The 22623-nt window shown below is 61.7% G+C and carries 17 protein-coding genes; 9 read left to right on the top strand and 8 right to left on the bottom strand.

Annotated elements, in window-relative coordinates:
* Nucleotides 1-169: 169 nt before the first annotated feature.
* The 3 genes from GR212_RS29975 to GR212_RS29965 are packed head-to-tail and all read right to left on the bottom strand — an operon-like array spanning nt 170 to nt 3838.
* Nucleotides 170-1222, bottom strand: coding sequence for a substrate-binding domain-containing protein (locus GR212_RS29975; protein WP_163992425.1), 1053 nt, complete (start codon nt 1220-1222; stop codon nt 170-172).
* Between the two features lie 52 nt (nt 1223-1274).
* Nucleotides 1275-2324: an ABC transporter permease gene (locus GR212_RS29970; protein WP_204326822.1), complete on the bottom strand. Its 1050-nt coding sequence runs from the start codon at nt 2322-2324 to the stop codon at nt 1275-1277.
* Complete coding sequence (locus tag GR212_RS29965) at nt 2321-3838, bottom strand: sugar ABC transporter ATP-binding protein (RefSeq protein ID WP_163992424.1); 1518 nt, start codon at nt 3836-3838, stop codon at nt 2321-2323. Before GR212_RS29965 ends, GR212_RS29970 begins: the two co-directional genes overlap by 4 nt.
* Nucleotides 3839-3983: 145 nt before the next feature.
* Here GR212_RS29965 and mtnK point away from each other — a divergent pair, with 145 nt between their 5' ends.
* The 7 genes from mtnK (at nt 3984) to GR212_RS29930 (ending at nt 12261) form a co-directional block, all read left to right on the top strand.
* Nucleotides 3984-5255 carry an S-methyl-5-thioribose kinase gene (gene mtnK, locus GR212_RS29960; RefSeq protein WP_163992422.1) on the top strand — a complete coding sequence of 424 codons (1272 nt, stop codon included), beginning with the start codon at nt 3984-3986 and terminating at the stop codon, nt 5253-5255.
* Nucleotides 5252-6346 carry an S-methyl-5-thioribose-1-phosphate isomerase gene (gene mtnA, locus GR212_RS29955; protein WP_163992420.1) on the top strand — a complete coding sequence of 365 codons (1095 nt, stop codon included), beginning with the start codon at nt 5252-5254 and terminating at the stop codon, nt 6344-6346. The genes mtnK and mtnA overlap by 4 nt, the downstream gene beginning before the upstream one ends.
* Nucleotides 6347-6350: 4 nt before the next feature.
* The gene (locus tag GR212_RS29950) at nt 6351-7286 is read left to right on the top strand and encodes a transketolase (protein ID WP_163992418.1); all 936 of its coding nucleotides are present in this window, start codon (nt 6351-6353) and stop codon (nt 7284-7286) included.
* Nucleotides 7287-7288: 2 nt separating this feature from the next.
* Complete coding sequence (locus GR212_RS29945) at nt 7289-8290, top strand: transketolase family protein (protein WP_163992416.1); 1002 nt, start codon at nt 7289-7291, stop codon at nt 8288-8290.
* On the top strand, nt 8290-9408 hold the full coding sequence (locus tag GR212_RS29940) for a RuBisCO large subunit C-terminal-like domain-containing protein (RefSeq protein WP_163992414.1): 1119 nt from the start codon (nt 8290-8292) through the stop codon (nt 9406-9408). The genes GR212_RS29945 and GR212_RS29940 overlap by 1 nt, the downstream gene beginning before the upstream one ends.
* A 793-nt stretch (nt 9409-10201) precedes the next feature.
* Entirely contained in the window at nt 10202-11011 is an 810-nt protein-coding gene (locus tag GR212_RS29935; RefSeq protein WP_163992412.1) for a WecB/TagA/CpsF family glycosyltransferase, read from the top strand.
* On the top strand, nt 11008-12261 hold the full coding sequence (locus GR212_RS29930) for an FAD-dependent oxidoreductase (RefSeq protein WP_163992409.1): 1254 nt from the start codon (nt 11008-11010) through the stop codon (nt 12259-12261). Before GR212_RS29935 ends, GR212_RS29930 begins: the two co-directional genes overlap by 4 nt.
* A 63-nt stretch (nt 12262-12324) precedes the next feature.
* Here the strand turns inward: GR212_RS29930 and GR212_RS29925 are convergent, their stop codons facing one another.
* The 4 genes from GR212_RS29925 to GR212_RS29910 all read right to left on the bottom strand — a co-directional run bounded on the left by GR212_RS29925 (nt 12325) and on the right by GR212_RS29910 (nt 18283).
* Nucleotides 12325-13209, bottom strand: a complete 885-nt coding sequence (locus tag GR212_RS29925) for a GNAT family N-acetyltransferase (RefSeq protein ID WP_246726066.1) — start codon at nt 13207-13209, stop codon at nt 12325-12327.
* A 162-nt stretch (nt 13210-13371) separates the two neighbouring features.
* Nucleotides 13372-14928, bottom strand: coding sequence for a hypothetical protein (locus GR212_RS29920; protein WP_163992407.1), 1557 nt, complete (start codon nt 14926-14928; stop codon nt 13372-13374).
* 59 nt (nt 14929-14987) lie between these two features.
* Complete coding sequence (locus tag GR212_RS29915) at nt 14988-16094, bottom strand: glycoside hydrolase family 5 protein (protein ID WP_246726064.1); 1107 nt, start codon at nt 16092-16094, stop codon at nt 14988-14990.
* A 26-nt stretch (nt 16095-16120) separates the two neighbouring features.
* Nucleotides 16121-18283, bottom strand: a complete 2163-nt coding sequence (locus tag GR212_RS29910; protein ID WP_163992403.1) for a GumC family protein — start codon at nt 18281-18283, stop codon at nt 16121-16123.
* A gap of 244 nt (nt 18284-18527) precedes the next feature.
* Between GR212_RS29910 and GR212_RS29905 the strand changes: the two genes are divergently transcribed.
* Together GR212_RS29905 and GR212_RS29900 are read left to right on the top strand one after the other, a co-directional pair.
* Nucleotides 18528-19940 carry a lipopolysaccharide biosynthesis protein gene (locus GR212_RS29905; RefSeq protein ID WP_204326820.1) on the top strand — a complete coding sequence of 471 codons (1413 nt, stop codon included), beginning with the start codon at nt 18528-18530 and terminating at the stop codon, nt 19938-19940.
* Nucleotides 19937-21079: a glycosyltransferase family 4 protein gene (locus GR212_RS29900; RefSeq protein WP_163992401.1), complete on the top strand. Its 1143-nt coding sequence runs from the start codon at nt 19937-19939 to the stop codon at nt 21077-21079. The genes GR212_RS29905 and GR212_RS29900 overlap by 4 nt, the downstream gene beginning before the upstream one ends.
* On the opposite strand, the gene GR212_RS29895 is transcribed toward GR212_RS29900, so the two are convergent.
* A complete protein-coding gene (locus GR212_RS29895) occupies nt 21032-22501 on the bottom strand; it encodes a glucosamine inositolphosphorylceramide transferase family protein (protein WP_163992398.1) in 1470 nt (489 codons plus the stop codon). The genes GR212_RS29900 and GR212_RS29895 overlap by 48 nt on opposite strands.
* Nucleotides 22502-22623: the final 122 nt, after the last annotated feature.

Raw genomic sequence — 22623 nt, 5'->3', positions numbered from 1 at the left:
TCATCCATATAACCTCCTTGTTTGAAGTCTGGGCCACGCCAGCGGTTCAAGCAGGAGGTCTCTCAACTACCGTGTAAAACTCGTCCAGTCCTCCACCGTAGGTGGAGGTTTATTCTTGATATAAAAAAGGCGGTGCCGAGGCACCGCCAGCTGGTGGGGAAGAGTTTGATTACTTGGCTGCAGCCTTCGGCATCCAGCCGGGCATGGCGACATCCGCATGCGCGAACTGCGGCAGCTTGGCTCCGAGTTCCTCCATGTTCTTGATGTCCTGATCGTTCAGCTCTTTCTGGGTAATCAGCGTCGGCGGAACGATGACCTGGTGGCCGGGATCCTCGCCGGCAAGCAGCATGGCAAGCGTGCGGACCGAAACCTGGCCGACCACGGCCGGGTTTGTTGCCGCCGTCGCCGCCCAGGCGGAACCGGATTCACGCATCGCGGCGATATCGGACGTCGAAATATCGGCCGAATAGATCTTCACGCTGGAGGAAAGCCCGGCTTCGTCGACGGCGATCTTCACGCCCTTGGCGAACTCGTCATAGGGCGCGAACATCACGGTAATGTCGGGATTGGCCGAGACCACCGAACGGGCCTGGTTGGCGACCGAGTTGGCGATCGGGTTGTCCATGGTGCCGAACTGCGCGGCCTCCTTGATACCCGCGTACTTCTTCTTGAATTCCTTCCAGGTCTCGTCGCGTCGGTCGAGCGGCGCGATACCGGCGACGTAGACGTAGCCGGCCTTGAAGCTGTCGCCATTGTCCTTGATGGCCTGCTCCAGCGAGAGGCGAGCAAGATCGCGGTCGGACTGTTCGATCTGGGGAATCTTCGGGTTCTCGACGTTCACGTCGAAGGCAACGACCTTGATGCCCGCGTCAACGGCGCGTTGGGCGGCGTCCTTCATCGATTCCGTCAGGCCGTGCTGGATGATGATCCCCTGCACGCCGAGCGCGATTGCCTGATCCACCATATCGGCCTGAAGCGCCGCATCCTGGCGGCTGTCGAACACCTGCAGCTGGACGCCCAGCGCCTTTGCCTGCGCCTCGACGCCGGACAGGTAGGACTGGAAGAAGTCGCCCGTCGAGAGATATCGCACCAGCGCGATCTTCACATCGCCCGGCTTGTCGAATGGCTTCGGCATGTCCGCGGCAAAGGATGGCGCGCCAAACGCCGCCGCCCCCATCAGCCCGAGCGTCAATAGCCCCAGCGTTCTGCGTGTTATGTTCATGTCAGTCTCCTCCTCCGGTGAAATTATGATTGTCCGCCAAGAGACGCAGCCCTTAGCGTTTGCTCCTCTTCGAGAATGCAAAGGTGAAGATCAGGGCGATGACGAGAACCGCGCCCTTGACGAAATCCTGGGTGTAGTAGGGCGCATTCATCATCGTCAGACCCTGCAGCAGGATCCCGACGAAGAGAGCACCGATCGCCGTGCCGAAGGCATTGGGCTTGGCCGCGCCAAGAACCGCGAAGCCAATCAGCGCGGCGGCGACTGCATCGAGCAGCAGGTTGTTGCCCGATGCGATATCGCCACGGCCGAGACGGGCTGCCAGCAAGATGCCGCCGATCGAGGCGAAGATGCCCGAGATGATGTAGGCGGAAATCTTGTAGGCATTGACAGGTGCGCCGGCGAGGCCGGCCGCGCGTTCATTCGAACCGACGGCATACATCATGCGTCCGAACCGGGTATATTCGAGAAAGAACCAGATCAGGATCGCCAGCACGATCAGCACCACGACCGAAACGGGCACGAGATTGGGCAGGATGAAGTCGAAGCGGTGACGGCCAAGGGCAAGGAAGCCGGGGCTGAACGCGCCGTTTGCAACCGAACCATCGGGCAGCGTCATTCCGGTGGCGATAGAGCGTCCCTCGGTCGGAATTCGCTGAAGGCCGAGCAAGAGGAACATCATGCCGAGCGTCGCCAAAAGGTCCGGCACGCGCATGTAGACGATGATGATGCCATTGATGAGCCCGACGAGCACGCCGACGGCAAGGCAGACGAGCGTCGCCGTGACAGCATCGCCACCCATGACGACCATCACATAGGAAGAAGCCATCATCGCGGTCGTGGCGACCGACCCGATGGAAAGATCGAAGCCGCCGACCACCAATGTCGCGGTGACGCCGAGCGCAAGGATGCCGGTGATCGATACCGACTGCAGGATGAAGACGGCGCTCTGCGGCGAAGCGAAACCGCCCGTGACAATCGAAAAATACAGAATCATGCCGAAAAGCAGCACGAGGAAACCGTATTTTATCGCAATATCCCTGAAGCTCACGGCCGGTTGGGGCAACGGGGCCGCAGCCGTGGATTTGCTCTGTTCACTGCTCATAATGGACTGACCTGTTGAGAGGATTGACCTGCGATTTCGGACAGCAGGCGCTCGACATCGATGCCGGAATTGCGATGCTCGCCAACGATCGTCTGTTCGGACATGACGAGAATGCGGTCGGCGACTTCGAAGGCTTCATCGAGTTCGGTTAGAAAGAGGATTGTGGCCCTGCCACCGGACGAGGCGCGCAGCTTCTCGCCAATGTCGCGCCGGGCCACGATGTCGACACCCTGGAACGGCTCGTCGAGGACGAGAAGCCGCGACGGCTCCGAAAGCCATCGGCCGACCATGACCTTCTGCTGGTTGCCGCCGGACAGTGTCTGCATCTCATCCCGCTCGCTGCGGCAGACGACGCCGAGCGAGGAAATCTGCTGGCGGGCCCTTACCCGCTCGGTCCCGCGGCTCGATATTCCAAACCGCGACAAGCGCCGAAGGAACGGCAGGCTGATGTTCTCATAGATGTTGAAATCGGGCACGATGCCGCTGATCGCCCTGTCCTTGGCGATGAGGAACACGCCGCGAGCAATGGCTTGGCCCGTTGTTTTCGGAGCGTAGCGGGCGTCGTCCAGCATCATCTGACCGGCAGCTGGCATGCGCGCTCCGGCCAGCGTCTCGGCGAGCGCCGACTTGCCGACGCCGACGAGACCGGTTACCGCGACAATCTCGCCTTCGCCGAGCTGGAAATCGAAAGGCTTCGATTGCTCGGACAGCTTCAGGCCCTGCGCGCGGAAAACGGCAACGCTTGCCTCGCGCACGGAGATTGCGTCTGCGGAGACTTTCCTGCCGAGCATGGCATTGACGGCACCTTCATAGTCGAGGTCCGGCCCTTCGAAATGACCGGTGATGCGGCCATCCCGCAGCGCCAGGATACTGTCCGCAAGGCGGCGGATATCCGACATGCGGTGCGAAATATAAAGAATGGCAACGCCCCGGGCCTTCAACCGGTCGACGAGATCGAACAGCCGATCGGCTTCAGCGCTCGACAGGGACGAGGTCGGCTCGTCGAGGATCAAGACCCTCGGCTCATGCGCCATCGCACGCGCGATCGCCACCATCTGGCGGTCGGCAAGGCTCAGATCGTTGATGCTGGCCTTGAGGTCGATCGCCAGCCCCATGCGTGAGGCAACCAGGGCGGCTTCACGCCGAACCCGGCGCGGATTGAAGAAAAGCCGAGCACCGCGGCCATTCAGCCGGTCGAGCGTCAAATTGGTTGCCACATCGAGATCGGCAACGACGCCGTCATTGATATTCTGGTGCACCGTCACGACGCCGGCACGGATCGCCTCCGCCGGTGTCGAGGGTTCGAATGGGGCGCCTGCAAGGGTGATCGTGCCGGCGTCCCGCGGATAGACCCCGCTCAAGATGCGCACGAGCGTCGATTTGCCTGCGCCATTGGCACCCATCAAAGCCGTAACGGAGCCGCCTTTGAGGTCGAGATGCACACCCTGGAGCACCGCCACTGCACCAAAGGATTTGCGCACGCCCTCGATGCGAAACACTGCATGTTCGCTCATTCTCTCCTCCCAATGGACACAGGTTAAGATTGCTTTTCGTCAAATGTCAAGGCCATTGACATTTGACAGAATGCTGCCTTAGTTGTGCCCGTGACGGCATGTCGACACGCGGTGGAGGCCGCGACATGCGCAGGAGGAGAACACTATGGACACGCAAGTCTTTGCGGCGCTCAGCGCCGAAACCTTGCCGGCCCGGCTTGGCGGAAACACCATTCTCAAGGAAAAGATCGGCGGCGATTCGGCGCGGTGGCAGGTCACGGAGGTCGGCGACGGCAACCTCAATCTCGTCTTCATCGTCACCGGCGACAAGGGAGCTGCCATCGTCAAGCAGGCGCTTCCCTATGTGCGCCTCGTCGGTGAAAGCTGGCCGCTTCCCCTGAAGCGGTCCTATTTCGAGTATCACGCGCTCGTGCGCCAGTCCGCGCGCGATCCGGGCATGGTGCCGGAGATCTTCTTCTTCGATGCCGTCCAGGCCATCATCGTCATGGAATATCTGACGCCGCACGTCATCCTGCGGCGGGCGTTGATCGATGGTCGCGCTCTTCCGAAGATCGGGCGCGATCTCGGCCTCTTCTGCGCGCGAACGCTCTTCCGCGGCTCGGATCTCTCCATGGTCACGCGTGAAAAGAAGGCCGACATGGCTCTCTTCGCCGATAATGTCGAGCTCTGCGATATCACAGAGAACCTGGTGTTCTCGGATCCCTATTTCGAGGCCAAGCTCAACCGCCACACCTCGCCTCAGCTCGACCCGCTCGTTGCGGAATTGCGAGCAGACCGCGACCTCAAGGTCGAGGCGCAGCGGCTGAAACATCTCTTTTCCGCCAAGGCCGAGACGCTCTGCCATGGTGACCTGCACACCGGCTCGGTGATGGTCACCGACGAGGAAACGCGGGTGATCGATCCGGAATTCGCGTTCTACGGGCCGATCAGTTTCGATGTCGGCATGCTGCTTGCCAATTTCTGGATGAGCTATTTCGCGCAAAGCGGTCACGAGAGCGGGAGTGCCGGACGCGACGACATGCGCGCCTATTTGCTCGATACGATCGAAACCATCTGGGAGACCTTCCGCGCCGAATTCGCCCATCTCTGGCGCAGCGAGAGAGCGGGGATCCTCTACCCGGCAAGCCTCTTCGAGGATCGAGGCGATCTCCTCGGCGCGGAACAGGCGCTGAATATCGTCCTCGACGAGATCTATCGCGAAATGCTGGGTTTTGCCGGCATAGAGATGCATCGCCGCATCCTCGGCCTTGCCCACAATGCCGATTTCGAAACCATCGCCGACCCCGACCGTCGTGCCACCTGTGAGCGGAAGGCACTGAAACTCGGGCGTCATCTCGCCGTCAACCGGCATCGCATCCATAGCCTCAAGGATGTCCGCGCCACGGCGGAGCGGCTTGAAAAGGAGACACTCGCTTGAAAGTCGGGGAACGCCACTACCATACTATCTGGCTCAACGAGGACGGCCGCTCCGTCGACATTATCGACCAGCGCTGGTTGCCGCATGAGTTCAGGGTCGTCACGCTGAAAACCGTGGGCGAAGTCGCCGTTGCGATCCGCGACATGTGGGTGCGCGGCGCGCCGCTGATCGGCGTCACGGCTGCCTATGGCGTTGCGATCGCTATGGCCGAAGACCCCTCCGACGCCCATCTCGACGCCGTTTGGGAAGAGCTTAACGAAACGCGGCCGACCGCCATCAACCTGCGCTGGGCGCTGAACGCGATGCGCGATCACCTGCGCGGGCTTTCGCAAAGCGCACGCGCCGCCGCCGCTTACAAGCGCGCCGCCGAGATTGCCGAGGAGGACGTCGAGCTCAACCGCGCGATCGGCGCAAACGGCCTCAAGGTCATCCGTGAAATAGCCGCGAAAAAGCAGCCGGGCGAACCCGTGCGCATCCTCACGCATTGCAACGCCGGCTGGCTTGCGACCGTCGACTACGGAACCGCGACCGCGCCGATCTACATGGCGATCGAGGACGGCATTCCCGTTCATGTCTATGTCGACGAAACACGCCCGCGCAACCAGGGAGCCTATCTGACCGCCTGGGAGATGAATGGCCATGGCGTGCCGCACACGCTGATCGTCGACAACGCCGGCGGCCACCTGATGCAGCACGGCGATATCGATATGGTGATCGTCGGGACCGATCGCACGACCGCAAACGGCGATGTCTGCAACAAGATCGGAACCTATCTCAAGGCGCTTGCCGCCCGCGACAACGGCGTGCCCTTCTACGTCGCCTTGCCCTCACCGACGATCGACTGGACGGTTCACGACGGCATCAAGGAAATTCCGATCGAGGAGCGGTCCGCCGACGAGGTGAGCTTCGTGCAGGGCAGAGCGCGGGACGGCTCGATTGCGAGCGTGCGCATCTCCCCGGAAGGAAGCCCTGCGGCAAATCCGGCCTTCGACGTCACGCCTGCCCGCCTGATCACCGGCCTGATAACGGAGCGCGGCATCGCGACGCCGTCGCCGGAAGGCCTCAAGGCACTTTTCCCCGAACGGAGCTGAGACGATGACCCTCTCCAATCAGAAATCCACCGAAGGCATCGCGCTCGGAATCCGGCGTCGCGTCTTCTTCCACACGATGAAACACAATGGCGGCTATCTGAGCCAGGCCTGCTCCGCCGCCGAAAGCCTTGCGCTGCTCTACAACGAATTCCTCAAGCTCGGCGAGCCCACGCTTCCGAAAGTGCCGCTGCCCTTCCGCGGCGTACCGTCGGCACACAATCCCGATGCCTTCACCGGCGCCGGCTACCACGGTCCGTTCGCGCCTGAGTTCGACCGGTTCTTCATTTCCCCCGCGCACTACGCCCTGGTCATCTACTCCGCCCTGATCGAGACGGGACGGATGGACGAGCATGCGCTGGATCATTTCAACAAGGACGGCGGTTCGGTCGAGATGATCGGCGCCGAACACAGCCCCGGCATGGAAGTGACGACCGGGTCGCTGGCGCAAGGCCTTTCCATGGCGTCGGGCGTCGCCTGGGCGCGACGGAAGAAAGGCGAGCCGGGCAAGGTCTGGGTCTATATGTCCGACGGAGAGTTCCAGGAGGGCCAGACCTGGGAATGCCTTGCAGCCATGGCCTATCACCGGATCGACAACGTCCGCGTGATCGTTGACGTGAACCGCCAGCAATGCGACGGCGCCATGTCGTCCGTGCTCGATCTCGGCGACCTCGCCGCGCGTGTCAGCGCGTTCGGCGTGACATGCCGCTCGGTCGATGGTCATGATCTGGATGCCCTGAGAGAGGCGGCCGGCAGCGCGGAAGTGGGCAAGCCGCTGGTAATCCTCGCCAATACCTCGCCCTATCAGGGCATGAATTTCCTCAAGAAGCGGTTCCCGCGGCTGCACTACGTCCGCTTCAAGAGCGCCGACGAGCGGCAGGAAATGCAGGCGGCGCTCGCAGCCGAACTTGGCGTCGACATCTACGCAGTGGAAAGGGCCTGAACATGGTCGAGATCGTCAACCGTCCCTATGCCAAGGCGTTCGAGGCTTTTGCCGTAGCGCGACCCGAAGTGCTCTGCCTCTCGGCGGATCTCACCTCCTCCTGCGAGGTCGATGGCTTCCGCGATCGGCATCCGGACCAGTTTCTTTCGCTCGGCATGGCGGAGCAGAACATGCTCTCCTTTGCCGGCGGCCTCGCGATGCAGGGCTATCGTCCCTTCCTCCACACGTTTTCGGTGTTCCTGTATCGCCGGCCCTACGACCAGCTGATCAATTCCATCGCCTATTCCAATCGCAAGGTGCGGCTCATGGGCTTTCTGCCAGGGATCACCACGCCCGGCGGCATTACGCATCAGGCAATCGAAGACATCGCCGTGATGCGTGCGGTGCCGAACATGACGGTGCTCGAAACGGGCGATGCGACGGAGGTCGAGACCGTCCTCGAAGTCGCGGATTCAATCGATGGCCCCGTTTACGTCCGCGTCCTGCGTGGCGAGGTGCCGCGCCTGTTCTCCACGCCTTTTGAATTCAACAGGCTGCGCACGCTGTCGGAAGGCGACGATATCCTCGTGGTCAGTTCAGGTGTCTGTACCGAAGAGGCGCTGCGCGCGAGCGGGCCGCTGACCGCACGGGGGATCGGCGTCCATCATCTGCACGCCTCGACGCTGAAGCCCTTCGATCGCGATGGCCTGCTCAAAGCCGCGCGCGGAAAGAAAGGCATCGTCACCCTGGAAAACCACACGATCGTCGGCGGCCTCGGCTCGCTGGTGGCGGAGATCCTCGCCGAGGAGGGCCTCGGCATCCGGCTGAAGCGGCTTGGCCTCAACGACACGTTTGCGCACGGCGCCTCCAAGCCATACCTCATTAAGAAATATGGGCTCGACGCGGGCGCCCTGGTGAAAGCCATCGAAGGTCTCCTCGGCAAACCGCTTTCCATCGGCGAAGAGGAACTGTCCGAAGTGCGTCTCGACCACGTCCATTCGGCGCAGAAGGCAGAGGCGCTCTGATGGCTCCGCGCTTTAGTGTCACCTATTTCGTCCGGGCCGCCGATGCCGGGGAGGCAAAGGCCCGTGCGCTCGATATCGCACTCGAGCAAACCGTCGAGATCCCGCGCGATGTCGTTCCCAAAGGCTATGTCGAGGAAGAGATTCTCGGCAGGCTGGAATCCCTGGAGAAGTCTCCTGACGGCCGGCCGGGTTTTCTCGCAACCATCTCCTATTCAGACGACGATATCGGCGGCGATTTTCCGCAATTTCTCAACATCGTCTTCGGCAACAGCTCCATAAAGCCCGGCCTGAAGGTCGAAGACATCGGGCTGTCGCCCGGCATCCTCGCTCTCTGCAAGGGGCCGCGATACGGAATAGCCAGCCTTCGCGCCCGCGCCGGCATCGGAGAAAGCCCCTTGCTCATGTCGGCGATCAAGCCGGTCGGCCTGTCGACGAAGGAACTTGCCGGTCTTGCCCATGATTTTGCGCTCGGCGGCATGCACTTCGTCAAGGACGACCATGGTCTTGTCGACCAGAAGACCTCACGCTTCGATGAGCGCCTGAGGGCTTGCGTCGAGGCCGTCGGCGAAGCCAACGCCAAGAGTGGCGGCAAGACGAGCTTCGTGCCCAATGTGACAGGACCTGCCAATGCCGTTATCGAGCGGGCAAAACAGGCTCAGGAGGTCGGCGCCGGCGGCGTGATGATCGCGCCTGCCCTTGCCGGCTACGATGTGATACGCACGCTCGCCGCCGATCCGGATTTCACCCTGCCCATCATCTCGCATCCGGCCTTCTCCGGGGCGAACGTCGTCTCGCCCGACTGTGGATTCAGCCATCGCGCCTTCTTCGGGGCACTGCACCGGCTGATGGGAGCGGATGCGGTCATCTATCCGAATTTCGGCGGTCGCTTCGGCTTCACCCGCGAGGAATGCCTGTCGATCGCCCGCGCCTGTTCAGCCGAGCTCGGTGGGCTGAAGGCGATCGTGCCCGCCCCGGGCGGCGGCATGACCTTGAACCGGGTGGCGGAGATGCGCGAAGCCTATGGCAACGATATCATGTATCTCGTCGGCGGGGCGCTGCTGCAGGAAACCAGCCTTGTCGAGGCCTGCCGACGTCTGTTTGCGGCTGTGCATGCGTGACGGACGAGCGCGCGGCATGAAGCGCCGCTTGTATTGCCGCCGCGAACGATATTCGGATTGCACAAGGTTTTCGCCCGCGCGATCGGCATGCCCGATGCGCATGAAGACCCGGCAGATCTCCGGCAAGCCATAGCCACTTTCCGGCGTTGCCGGCCTGCGGGTCTACAGTGGCCGGCCAGGCCGCGTGGCCCTCTCCCCTGTGCCATATTGGCGTCTGTCCAAGCCGGATCATCCATTCGTTTAGCAATTGCAGATACAATCTCCATGGTTGCACCTGAAGGCTCACGGCGAAAAATAAGAGCGCAGACGCACCCAAAGCCGCACCCGCGCCAAGGTCGTATACTGTTTGAATCTAGCACGCCTCCGTCATCGTATTTCGTGAAGCCGAGTTGGTGGCCGAGCCTCCCGCCGACGAGGCGAATTCTGCCCCGACTGCGAACAGCGTCAGGACAGATCAAATCCACGAAATTTAAGTAATTGAAATTACTTATAAATTATCCGACCCCTCTCGACCTGTCGCCGTCCTCCCTCTTTAAGTCCATGCGTATATTATTTCTTTAGAAATTTACATATTAACCGAATACTAATAAACGACTTAACTTTCCGGATCATATTAGCTACCCATTACGCAATCGGAAGTAATGGCTTGCACGATATTGATACAGGCTCTCGACGATATTCAGAGAGAGCTTACTCAATCAAAAATGGCGGTTCAATACCAGCCTCGAGAGGGGCTGGCGCCGCCGGTGCTTGCCTTGCTTTCGAGGGGTAGATTTCGAACCAGGAGAGCCAAATGCAGCCGGTAGATGCATCCGAGCATGGATCCACCATTCCGACGCAAGACCATCCTCTTGCGCTCCCAAGCGTATTGATCGGAGGATTGCCCATCACCGTGGTCAATCGGCGAAATGCCGCTTCATTCATGATCGCCGTGGCGCGAAAACGCCGCCGCGACAGCCGCCCCTACTACTTCACCTCGGCCAATGGCGAGGTCGTCGCCCGCGTTCATGCCGACGCCAACATCGCCAGGCTCTTTCAGGAGGCCGACCAGATCCTGGCCGACGGCCAGCCGCTCGTCATGGCCTCACGCCTGCTATGCAGGGTGCAGCTCCCGGAGCGCGTGGCGACGACGGACCTTTTTCACGACGTGGCGGAACTTGCCGCGAGGGAAGGCATAAGCTTCTACCTGCTCGGAGCAACCGAGGCGACAAACTCCAAAGCCGTCGCGACCGTGCAGGCACGCTATCCCGATCTGCGCATCGTCGGGCACTGCCACGGCTATCTCGCGGGAGAGGCCTTGGAAGCAAGGCTTGACGAGATCAACGCGCTGGCGCCCGACATCCTGTGGATCGGTCTCGGCGTTCCCCGCGAGCAGCTCTTCGTTCACGACTTTGCCGCACGGCTCGCCAATGTCGGCGTCATCAAGACATCGGGCGGGCTGTTCGACCATCTGGCCGAAAGGACGACGAGGGCCCCGATCTGGATCCAGAGGGCCGGCTTCGAGTGGTTCTGGCGGATGCTGATGGAACCTCGCCGGCTGTTCTGGCGATATCTGACGACCAATCCCTACGCCATCTACGCAATCCTGAGGTATTCGAAATGATGAACGGACGACACATCGAACCACCGGCAGTCGAAACAGATAGCGACATAGCCATCGTCGAGGGCGGGCTTTCAGGCACACTTGCCGCCTGCATGCTCGGTCGAGCCGGCTATCGGGTGACGCTCATCGACCGCCATCGCGTCTTTCCCCAGGAGTTCCGCGTCGAGCGGATCGGCGGCGAGGCGATCGAAAAACTTCAGCGGCTTCAGCTGCTCGCGCCCCTGTCGGCCGCCGGCATCCCCTTCGACGACATCGTCAACATGCATAAGGGGCGGATGCTGGACCGGACGCATGACCGGCACTACGGCTTCTTCTACAACAGGCTCGTCACCGCGATGCGAGCCGCATTGCCGGACACCGTGAAGTTCGTCGTCGGCCAGGTCAGTGGCTTACGCACCAGCGCAACGCAACAGCGAATATCGATTCTCGGCCAGGACGAGATCACCGCGCGGCTGCTGGTGCTCGCAACGGGGATGGGCGACATATTGCGCCGCGACATCGGCATTGCGCACAAGTCGATCGGTGAGAGGCGTCCGCTCGCAATCGGATTCAACATTCGCCCGCTGCGATCGAATAAATTTCACCACACGGCCCTCACCTATCACGGTGCCGGCGACGGCATCGACCATCTCGATCTGTTCCCGGTTCCCGGCGCAACGCGGGCCAATCTCTTCTTGTTCCGAGATCCGCGCGACCCCTGGGTAAGATCGCTGCATGAGCATCCGAAGCAGGTGCTCACAGCCGCCTTTCCGTCGCTCGCCGATATCCTTGGCGACTTTGAGATCAGCAGCCGGATCGACAGCTGGCTCACCGACATCGCCGTGGCCGAAAACCACCGGCAGGACGGCGTGGTGTTGATCGGAGATGCCTTTCTGACTTCCTCCCCTGCAACCGGCCTCGGTGTCAGCCGGCTTCTGACCGACGTCGAGCGCCTGTGCGGCGACTTCATCCCGCGGTGGATGGCAGAGGCCTCCGTCGACGGCACCAGGATCGCCGCCTATTATGACGATCCGGACAAGCGCGATATGGACGCTCGCGCCCTTCGCATGGGCGATCATCACCTCAGCCTCGCAACCAGCACCGATATGCGGTGGCGTGTGCGCCGTCAGTGGCATTTCATGGGGCGGCGCATGCTGCATGGCATGGAAAGCCTGAGCCCAACCGTTGCTGCAAAGCTTCATCAACTCAGGACATTGCGCGCCAAATCGGCCGCGCCATCACCGGCGCTGGATTTGAAATCGACGATGTAGGAGCGAAGCGAACGCAGGCGCCTTGCGCTCGCCCGAAGCCCCGGCATCTTCGTCCCGCCGCGATCAGAAGCCGAAGATGACCAATTCGGTGAATGTCAGATCGCCAAGCGAAGGCGGCTTCGGACCTTTGAAATATTTCGTCCCGCTTCCGGCAAAGTATCGCCCCACGAGGCCGGCGACAGGTCCATTCGCATCGACGACGCTGAGGAATATGCCCTTGCGCAATAGATAACGGCCGAAAGCGCCGGCGCACTGGCCCAATTCTTCCGGCGATCGGCAATAGATGACCTGGCAGCTTGGAACGAGACCATGAAAGATGCGGCGTGTCTTGAATACGAAGGGAAATGCCTTCCCCCCGTCGACACAGATCAATGACAGACAATCGAGCGCTGCATGCTGGAGAAGGATCTCCCGTTCTCCTTCGGAAAGCAGGGACATTTCAGGAAGATCGGGGCGCGCCTCGAGCACGCGATACGGCCGTCGCGACGAACTCAGCATGGGCAGGAAAGCAAGCTGCCCGTCGGCATAGCGGCGGAAGCCCAGCGCCTCATTGACCTTTATGGTTCCCGGCGCTGGCGAGACATTGATGAAGGTGACGTTTTTCTTCCTCAATGCCGCAATCACCATCTTGCCGGCAAAGGCGCGATATTCCGGATCGACGGACCAGCTCGACAGATTGCAGCGGAGTTCTTCGCCCTCCTGCCCCTGATGCCGAAAATAGAGCGCCAGCAAAACACCGACGATGCGGCCGGACATATCGAGGACAAAGCCGTATTTCGGCAGATCCGGCACGAAGGGCCGCTTCTCCATGCGCGTGACGGCGCGTTCCCAATAGTCCCGCTCGCGTGTCGGAAAATTCCGCCGAAGGCAATCGATGATGCCACTCCAATCGCCCTCCTCGATCGGCCGGCAAGTAAGTCCAGGGGGAAACGCACCTAAAACTGCCATGATCAACTCCGCAATATTACCGACACGGCGACGCATGCTTCACATTTTAGAAACATACTATATTTCTATTAATGAATATTTGTCGATCGCCCTGTTGCGGGCACTTTTGCGGAGGACCTCCATCCCGCCACGGAAGTCAGGCAACCGGCGCCTCGAGGACAGCTATTCGGATGCTGGCGCCGGCGCCGGTTTGCCCGGATGCGTGAGCAGGCCCCTCGAAATGCCGAGCGAACGCCATCGCGTTCCGAAGGAGATACCGACAAGCAGGAGGCAAAAGCCGAGGGCGAGAGGCGAGAAGAAGGCTTCCTCCTGCAATACCGCGTTGGATGCGATCGTGACGACCGCAACGAAGGCGAAGAGGAAATCCGGGTCTCCGGTCGCAATCAATTGCCTGCGTGCCGATACAGCGAGCGCGGCGAGAAAGCTGAAAAAGACGATGCTCCCCACGCCCATCTGATAGAGCATCACACCGACGGCGCTTTCGACCGGAACCGAGGCAACGCCCTCGTCCTGCGCACGGTCCCAATCCAGATTGAGACTTGTGCTCGACAGGTTCCCTCCGATCCCCAGGCCTTGCCCGAATGGATTGTGCATGAATTCGCGAACGCCGGCGATCAGGCCCAGAACATGGTAATCGCCATGCGTGGCGCCGAAGACGATGGCGGCGAGCGTCCATACGACCGCCAGCGCAACGACGGCCAGCAGCGTCAGCTCCGCCCGGGCCGGGCGATAGATCAGCCGCGCACCCAGCGCCACGATCAACATGAAGGTCGCGCCCTTGGAGCCGATGACAAGCAACAGCGGCAGCGCGGCCATAGGCAGCAGCCAGCGCCCTCTGAAGAGAAGCCAGGCCGACATGATGCTCAGGCCGTAGGCATAGCTGATGGGATGAAAATTCGGACCGCCGTTGCGGAAGATCGGGGGAAACAGGTCGCTCAGGAGCTTGGTATTGAAGAACGTCGTCATCATCGTATCTTCGATGCCGCGAAGCACGAAACCGGTTTCCCTCAGCTTCTTTTCCCACACGCCAGCCTCGATCTGCGCCTTGAGGCCACGGTGAATATAGAGATCACCGTGAAACAGGCTGAGAAAGTCCATCCGGAAGATCTGCTCCAGGTAGCCGTAGACGATGGCGCCGGCACAGAGCCAAAAGATGCCCTTGCGCAGATCGACGGGATACAGACTGGCCGCCAGGATGGCGATGTGGAAACACGCAAGCGGCGTAATCGTATTGCGGAAATAGATGACGGCGTCCTTCGGTCCGCCATGCACGACACCGACGGCAAAATAGAAGCAAATGGTTCCACACAGCACGAAGCTGAAGATCAGCCAGGGTCGCAGTTCGGTCAAAGCGCGCACGCGATACTGAAAGGAAGCCATGGCGAAGGCGCCGTAGGCAGTCATCAGGATGACGAAGTTGGCACCACGCAACGCATCGAAGGTATTGTGATCGGGCACGAAAGGGGTGAACCAGGCCACCACGAGGTTCTGATAGAGAAAGGAACAGGCGATGACGATGGGGATGCAGCCAGGCTGGGCGATCGACAGGACAAGCGTCAATACGAACGTTGCGGCGACGCCGAAAGGAGTCCAGACGGCGAATGCCGAAACGGAGGCGATAACCGAAAGGATGGCAATGCAGAGATGGAACATGGCATCCGAGCGCAACGAACTCGACGCAGGCGCCCCGTAACCGAGCTGACCTCCCGCAACGCTCATGACCGATCCCTACCGTTCCGCATCAATCGTCGCTCCACAACGCGATATCCTCCCGCATCTCAGCCGCCGCCGTGCCCGCCCAGCAGAGCGGCGATCATCGAACTGTCAAAACCTTCCGTGCTGCGCCTGCTTTCGATGAAGCCAAAGCCCTGGTCGAGCTCCCAGTAGGTCCAGCCGACCTGGTTGGCCTCCGCCGCCTGCCGGACAGCCCGAACCCAGGACGCGCGGCTTGCGGCATCGACGCAGAAATTGAGCACGCCGAACTCGTTCAGCATCACCGGGCAGTCATGTGTTTCCGACCAACGTTTAAGCCGCGCGAACTCCGTCGCGATCGCCGCTGCCGTCCATGGCGTCGATAGCTGTTCCTTGATGAGGCTCACGGCCTTCTCATCCCCGGCAGCACGCAGCTTGTCGATGGTTTCCTGGATGCGCGGTGTCGCGATGGTGGCCGGAAAGGGCAAATTCGATATCCGTGCGAGCGGAGAGGCGTCCCAGGTCTCGCATTGATGGGTGAAAGCCATGGGCGCATAGAAATGAATGGCGGCGATCTGGTTGTCGTCCGCAAGAGGCGGCGTCTCCCCGATCTCCCAAATCCCCTGGGAGGGCGACGGACCCCAGATCAGCGTGTGGCCTGGACATCTCGATCGCACGATCTCGGCAAGCCGATCCCGCAATGCGAGCCAGGCATCGCTTCGCATGGGCGGCTCGTTCAACAGTTCCGGATAGACGGAGCTATCCGGCAGATCGGCGACAAGTTTGCTCAGCGCCGCCCAGGCGTCGGCGACCCTTTTCGATCCGGTCTCGAAATCCCGGCGGAAAGCGGTATGAAGATTTTCGGAGGGATGCATATCCACCAGGACGGCAAATCCCCGCCGCATGAGCATCTTCATGCCCTCATCGATACGGCGGAGCTCGGCTGTGTCGCCCGCCGATATGAGATCGGCGTTTACCGGCAGGCGGATCGTCTCGAAACCCAGACGATGAAGCCTTTCGAGCGCTTCCTCGCCCGGCGCAATCCCGTCTTTTCGATCCAGCCATCCCGGCAGATTGACGCCGCGGGTGGGGACTGCGCGTTTTTCTGCGGCCTTCGCCGCGCCCGCGGCAGGAATGGCCGCAAGAATGGATCCGCCTGCGAGCTTGAGTGCGCTACGGCGGCTTATCAGCATCGATGATCGCAAGCCTCGCCCCACGATCATCCCCTCGCGGACATTCTGTCGCTCTGTTCGCCGTCGCCGGACGATCGGATCGGCCGCACCACCTGGCTGCGTCCCGTCTCAACGTGCTCCGGTGTAATCGCGAGCGTTGCGCTGCGTCCGATCTGGTCGGCATCGAGGCGTTGGCGAAGCATGTTGGCGACTTCCGCTGTCTCTTCGGTGGGGCTGAGCGCAAAAAGCATCAGGTCCGCCTCGGCGAAAAGTGCCGGATCCCAGTTGCTGTCGACGATGGAAGGCCCCATCAAAAGCACGAAATCGAACGTGCCGGCATCGGCCAATATATCGTCGAGGCCGGGGCGCGTCACCGATTCCCCATTCTCCGGCGCCGGCCTGTTATAGACGATGGTCCGCAGGCCGCTCGCGCCGCTGACAAAAACGCCGTTGCCGTTGCGCGCCGGCGCCTCCAGGCCCGGTTGGCCATCGAACTCGACGACAAGCACATTCTGCTCGGCCTGCTGCAGGCCGATGCCCACCATAGCCCCCGCCAGTCTCGCCGCCAGCGGCGTATGGAGCGGCGAGATCAGCAGCACATAAGGCTTCGGATGTTCGGTGAGGTGCAGAATGATGCGTCGTATGAGCTGCAGGACATCCCGCGAGAAAGCCTCGTTTCCGGTCTGGAAAAACCGCCGCCGCATCGCGCGGATGCTCAAATAGGCGCCAGCGCCCGCAACGCCCGGCAGGCGATATTCTCCGAGACTGACGGGGACCGGCTCCGGCTTTGCGATTTCCGTCAGGGTGTCCTTACGGGGCTCGACGTCGAGCAGGCTGCGACGCAGAGGCGTTGTCGGATCCTCTTCCGGCCGATTTTTAGGGCCGCGCACCAGAGCAAGCCCGCAGCCGATGATGAGACCCAGCACCGCGCTGACCGGCAACAGCAACAACGGCTTCGGCCAGGTCGGCTGCACCGGCGGAGCCGCGGCGCTGATCACCCGTGCCTCCTGCAATTGCAGGCCTTGCATCTGCGAAGTTTCCTCGGCGCGCTTCAGGAAGTCATCAAGCACGGTGCGAGCTGCCTTTGCCTTGGCCTCCAGCTGCCGCAACTGCACCTGCGCGGCATCGGAACCTTCCAGCTTCTGGCGAAGGTTGTCGAGCTTTGCCTGGAGCGCGGAGACATTCTGCCCAGCCAGGTCGGACTTGGCCTTCAACTCCCGCGTGATGCGTTGCGCTTCGACCGCCATCAGGTCCTGCATCCGGTCCAGTTCCGAGCGCAGCCTTTTGATCATCGGATGGCGCGGCTGGTACATGGCTTCGTAGTTGGCAAGATCGGCGGCGCGTTGATTGTAGTTCTCGCGCAGCTTCACCGTCGCCTCCGACGAGAGGATTTCGGAGAGTTTGGCAAGGCCGGCCGGCGAAGTACCTGCGGCCATCGCCTGCGCATATTTGTCCTTGGCCTGGTCGGCATCGCTTCGCGCGGTGATCAGCTGGTCGGTAAGCTTGTCGATCTGGGACTGCAGCGTGCCGCCGGCGGATGCGTCCAGGATCTGATGCGTGACCTTGAAATCCCCGACCTCCTGCTCCGCATCGCCGACATTCTTCTGAAGAGCGTCGATCTTGGTGGCAAGCAGCGAGTTCACATCGCTATTGGCCGTTTCCCGCTCGCCCGAAAGACCGGCCTTGTAACGATCGACGATGGCATTGGCGATCCGCGCCGCCTTGTCGGGGTATCGGGATACGAAATTGACATCGATGACATAGGTGAGCCCTGCCCGCTCGACGGTCACGCCGCGCTGAAAGCTCTTGAAGATCGAATCCCTCGTGGGATGAGCGGCCAGACCGACGCGCGACAGCAGCCCACCCCCGGAAAACTCGGGATCGCTCTCGATGTTCTCGCTTTCAAAGACCTTCATCAGCAGGTCGCGCGACTCGATGACGAACACCTGGCTGGCGATGGCGGCGCTGTCGCTGCCGATACCGGGAAGCACGTTGTTCAAATTCGTCGCGTGCAGATCACGCGGATCGATCATGACCGAGGCCGTGGCGGTATAGCTCGGCTTGGCGACGGCGAGATAGGCAACCGTCGCGAGAAACACGGCGCAAGTGCATGCCAGCACCGTCATCCGGCGTTGCCAGAGGATAGTCCATGCGGCGCCTACATCGAACAGCGGCGGAAGCGTGCGCTCGTCCATGCTAAACGGCTTCATCCAAAGGTTCTCCGCAGCCGCGCAACTTCCGGCTCATCGTACATCACTAAATTCAGTATTAGTGAATAATGTTAATCATCCGTTGAATTTACACCGCAGCGTGTGATCGAAACGGGACACCGCAAGTAACCATGTTGCGAGTTCGTTCTGGCGCGACCATAAGAACTTACGATATTAGAGATACATTCTATTTCAGGACTTGCCGGCCTTCCGACCGGATAACAATCAACGCAGGATTACGACGTTGAGCGATAAAGCACGCAGTTTTGATAGTATATCGGCCGAAGCGGCGACGCCTGCGAGCAACCTGCGCTTGTCGATCGGCGCGCTTGCAAAGAGCGGCGCCGTTGCGGGCGTCATCAAGCTTGCGAGCGCCGGTCTGTCGTTCCTGATGTTCGTCGCCGTCGCCATGACGACCGACGGACGACAGTTCGGTCTTTACAGCGCCGCCTATGCCGGGGCGAGCCTGGCCTCCTTCTTCGCCGTGGTCGGCCAGCAGAGCGCGGTTTTGCGGTTCTGGCCCCAATATGCCGGCAACAACGATCTCAATTCGGCAAACGGCATGATGGCGCGCTCCATCCTTGTCGCGCTGGCCGGGCTCGCAGGCTCCAGCCTGATCATTCTCATCATCGGCTTCTTGCCATTCGCGGGTGCCCGGACGCCCGAATGGCTGCCGATCTGCGTGGCAACCATGGTGCTCGCCTTTGCGCTCGGCTGGTCGGAATTCGTGGCCTGCGCCCTTCGTGCCAAGAATGCGCTGATATTCGCGCTGCTCCCGCGCGACGTCCTGTGGCGGGCAGTCGCCATTCCGGTCTTCGTTCTCGCCCATTTCATGCACATCGAGATGAGCGCGGTGACCGCAACCTACCTGACGGCCGGATTGCTGCTTGTCATGATCGCCCCGCAAACGGTCGTCCTGTTCCGCGATACGCTCCGCGCCCGGCGCGGCCCGCTCACGAAAGAGCAGAAGGATGAATTCAGGACCGTGACCTTCGGGCTCTGGGGCGTCACCGCCTTGCCGCCGGCGCTCAGCCAGGCGAGCACGCTTCTCGTTGCGGCCATTCTCGGCCCGGAGGCCGCAGGCGCGATCTTCGTGGCGGATCGGACGATGCGACTGGTCGTGCTGGCGCTCAACGGCATCAACCAGGCGCTCGCGCCCCAGATTTCCGGCGCGTTCTATACCGGCGACAAGGCGCATGTGCAGCGCATCACCAGCCTTGCCGCCCTGGGTGGCTTCGCGATCGCCTTGCTCGTGCTGATCATGTTCCTGTTTTTCGGCAATCTGATCCTGTCGATTTTCAATCCCGCCTATGCCACGCCGACAATGCAGGTAACGCTCATCATCTTCGGGATCGGCGCAACCGTCGGAACCGCCTGCGGCCCGACCGAGATCCTCATGCAGCTGACGGGCCTTCAGCACGCTCTTTTCAAGCTGCTGGTCATCGTCAACACGCTTGGGCTCTGCGCGACGGCGGTGCTGACCTATTGGCTCGGCCCGATTGGCGCCGCGCTCAGCATTGCCGGCACCATCATCGTATGGTGCGTGACGGCCGTGTCCATTGCGCGGCGCACCATAGGCATCAATCCGTCGATCCTCGGCTTCTTCGCCGGCGAAGACGCCTTGGCCGCCCGCTCCTTCCTGAAAGGTCGCTCATGAAAATCGTCCAGGTGCAGACCCAGGCGGAAGCCGGCGGAGCCCAGCGCATTTCCGACATGATCGGCGAGGGGCTGCGGGCTCGCGGCCACGATATACGCACCGTTTTCATGTACAGGAAAACCGACGTCTACGACCGTGACCCTTATGCGGATTTCATCCTCATGGCGCCGCCGCGCGGATTGCCCGGGCAGTTGCGGGCGGCCTTCGGGCTTGCGGGTTACTTGCGCAATGCCCGGCCGGATGCCGTCATCACCTTCCAGCATTACGGCAATGTTTTCGGCACCATCGGCGCGCGGCTGGCCGGCACAAACCCGATCATCGCCAACCAGAGCGGAGCGCCGCAAAGCACGGGCATGAGGGGTGTTCTCACCCAAATCGACAAGCTGATGGGCACTCTCGGCCTCTACCATGCCAACGTCGTCAATTCGAGCTGGACCGAAGCGCAGTTCGACAATTTTCCGAAGGCCTATCGGCGGCGGACGTCGCGCATCGATCACGGCGTTCCCGCCCCCTCGACCACACCCGATAAGGTGGCTGCGCGCACGGCCTTCGGACTTCCCCAGCAGGCATGGCTTGCCGTTTCCTCCGGCCGCATGGCGCCTTCGAAGAACCAGATCGCGCTTGCCGGCGTCCTCGTCCATCTTCCCGACATTCACATCGCTATCGCCGGCACCGGCCCGGAGCGGGATGCGATCACGGCGTTTGCGCAAGCCAATGGCGTCGCCGACAGACTGCATCTGGTCGGCGAAGTACCGCCATCCCGAATCTTCGAGTTCCTCGCGGCCGGGGACGCCTATGCCTTTTCGTCGTTGACGGAAACCTTCGGCCTTGCCGCTGTCGAAGCCGCCATTTGCGGCCTGCCGGTGGTCGCGAACAAGCTGGACGTGCTGCGGGAAGTGCTGACGACGGACGACGGCGAAGCCGCCGCGCTCTTCGTCGATGCCGATGCGAAGGGAATTGCCGAAGGGCTCGCCGAGCTCGTCGCCAGGCCGGAGCTGGCAGCAAGACTTGCCGCAGCCGGCCGACAGCTGAAGGAGCAGTATTCCCCGGCGCGCATGTGCGCCGGATACGAAGCGCTGCTCCTCTCCCGCTCACTTCCGCACGGCTGCAATCCCGTCGATCACCTCCAGTCGGCCTGAGCGATTGAGGGTGTGGATTTTCGGATAGGGCCAGTCGCCTTGGGTCGCGATCGGTCGCGGCGGCGACAGCCGAACCGTCTTTTCATCGAGCTCGAGCAATTGCGAGATACCGAGGCCACCGCCATAGCCGAGGGTTCCATCCTGGACCGGCAGGCAGACGCGGCCATCCCTTTCGCGGATGAAAGCGCCACCGGGGCGCGCCATGCGGCGATCGATGAGAACAGGGTTCAATACATGCGGCGTCCAGGGACCCGTGAGCCGGGGCGCATGGAAAACCACGAGCGTATCGGACGTGCTGCCATAGCCGTCGCGGTCGGTCGCAAACAGCCATAGCTGCCCCCCATGTTCCAGCAGGGTGGCATCGGAGATCTCGCCTTCGATGAGAACGGCCTCGGGAGCCCAGCGATCCGGAAATTCCGTCGCGCGATAAAGGACGAGCTTGCCGCCTGAGCTGGCTTCGGGGAGCATCCAGACCGAGCCATCGCGCTCGAAGACCTGCGGATAGGAAAGATGGTACGGCTCTTCCAGCACGCATCGCGGCTCCTGAGGCACGCCGGCGGCATCGAAGGGCACGACGGAGATGACCGCCTTGCCTGTCGCATGCGGATAATCCTCCACGAACAGGAAGAAACGGTCCTGCCACTGCAGCGGGAAGGGATCCGCATAGAAATGATCTCCCCGGTCCGGCAGGACCGACCAGCCGCTGCCCAGCGCATGGGTGCTTGCCACGCCCGGCCCTTCGGCAAAGCGATAACCGACGCGCCAATGCGCGTGGCGATAGCGCGCGCGGCGCATCGCTTCACGGCCGAGGCGCGGCAGGGCGCTGGTCAGATAGGCATGAGAAAATCCGGTCGTTCCGGCAACGGAACTGCTGGGTTTCGGGGAGGTTTGTTCGCTCAAGGCGAGCCGGTTTCCGGCAAAGGCGTGAACGACGGAAACAGAAAGCGTAATAGCGCGCGCCAAGACATCCTCGACGCCGAGCGATGCGGCCTCCCGTCGATCGACCATCGGCCAGGCGCGGTCTATGACGGTCTCGCCATCCAGCACGGCTTCGATGACGGGCAAAGTGCCCGACGCGACCGATTTTGCGACCGAAAGGTCGGAGGTGAAGCCGTCGAACCTCAACGCAATGGTCGGAACGCCCGATGATACGGCGCTGCCTGTCAGATCCAGCCGAAACGCCGCGGGCCTGTTGCGCGGGTTTTCGGAAATTTCCGATAGCGGCGCGGCAAGGGCCGGATCGCGCCGGCGGAAAATCGTTCGCTCGAAGGCCAAAGCCGCATCGACCGCCCCCGGCCAAGCGGCTGACCGGGGCTCATGCAGGATGGCGATGTCGTATCCATCCGCCTGCAGACGCCGGATGACGATCTCCTGCCAGCGGCGCGGAGCGGATTTCGGAACGATGATATCGATCGACGGCATGGCACTTCCCATCCGCGGCAGCATCACCCGGGCCGCAAGAAACCAGAGAAGCTATATTTATTCGAGAAAGCTTACTTTCACGTTATTCTTTGGTTGTATTGAAGAATCGAGCTTCTCTACCG

The sequence above is a fragment of the Martinezella lusitana genome, assembly GCF_010668395.1.
GTDB classification, from domain to species: domain Bacteria; phylum Pseudomonadota; class Alphaproteobacteria; order Rhizobiales; family Rhizobiaceae; genus Rhizobium; species Rhizobium lusitanum_A.
The sequence above is the reverse complement of the archived record's forward strand: the minus strand, read 5'-3'. Positions and strand labels throughout refer to the sequence as shown.

What these genes read in the sequence shown, in the direction of transcription:
- GR212_RS29975 (WP_163992425.1), bottom strand. Translation starts at nt 1,222, where the DNA reads ATGAACATAACACGCAGAACGCTGGGGCTATTGACGCTCGGGCTGATG.
- GR212_RS29970 (WP_204326822.1), bottom strand. Translation starts at nt 2,324, where the DNA reads ATGAGCAGTGAACAGAGCAAATCCACGGCTGCGGCCCCGTTGCCCCAA.
- GR212_RS29965 (WP_163992424.1), bottom strand. Translation starts at nt 3,838, where the DNA reads ATGAGCGAACATGCAGTGTTTCGCATCGAGGGCGTGCGCAAATCCTTT.
- mtnK (WP_163992422.1), top strand. Translation starts at nt 3,984, where the DNA reads ATGGACACGCAAGTCTTTGCGGCGCTCAGCGCCGAAACCTTGCCGGCC.
- GR212_RS29950 (WP_163992418.1), top strand. Translation starts at nt 6,351, where the DNA reads ATGACCCTCTCCAATCAGAAATCCACCGAAGGCATCGCGCTCGGAATC.
- GR212_RS29945 (WP_163992416.1), top strand. Translation starts at nt 7,289, where the DNA reads ATGGTCGAGATCGTCAACCGTCCCTATGCCAAGGCGTTCGAGGCTTTT.
- GR212_RS29940 (WP_163992414.1), top strand. Translation starts at nt 8,290, where the DNA reads ATGGCTCCGCGCTTTAGTGTCACCTATTTCGTCCGGGCCGCCGATGCC.
- GR212_RS29935 (WP_163992412.1), top strand. Translation starts at nt 10,202, where the DNA reads ATGCAGCCGGTAGATGCATCCGAGCATGGATCCACCATTCCGACGCAA.
- GR212_RS29930 (WP_163992409.1), top strand. Translation starts at nt 11,008, where the DNA reads ATGATGAACGGACGACACATCGAACCACCGGCAGTCGAAACAGATAGC.
- GR212_RS29925 (WP_246726066.1), bottom strand. Translation starts at nt 13,209, where the DNA reads ATGGCAGTTTTAGGTGCGTTTCCCCCTGGACTTACTTGCCGGCCGATC.
- GR212_RS29920 (WP_163992407.1), bottom strand. Translation starts at nt 14,928, where the DNA reads ATGAGCGTTGCGGGAGGTCAGCTCGGTTACGGGGCGCCTGCGTCGAGT.
- GR212_RS29915 (WP_246726064.1), bottom strand. Translation starts at nt 16,094, where the DNA reads ATGCTGATAAGCCGCCGTAGCGCACTCAAGCTCGCAGGCGGATCCATT.
- GR212_RS29910 (WP_163992403.1), bottom strand. Translation starts at nt 18,283, where the DNA reads ATGAAGCCGTTTAGCATGGACGAGCGCACGCTTCCGCCGCTGTTCGAT.
- GR212_RS29900 (WP_163992401.1), top strand. Translation starts at nt 19,937, where the DNA reads ATGAAAATCGTCCAGGTGCAGACCCAGGCGGAAGCCGGCGGAGCCCAG.
- GR212_RS29895 (WP_163992398.1), bottom strand. Translation starts at nt 22,501, where the DNA reads ATGCCGTCGATCGATATCATCGTTCCGAAATCCGCTCCGCGCCGCTGG.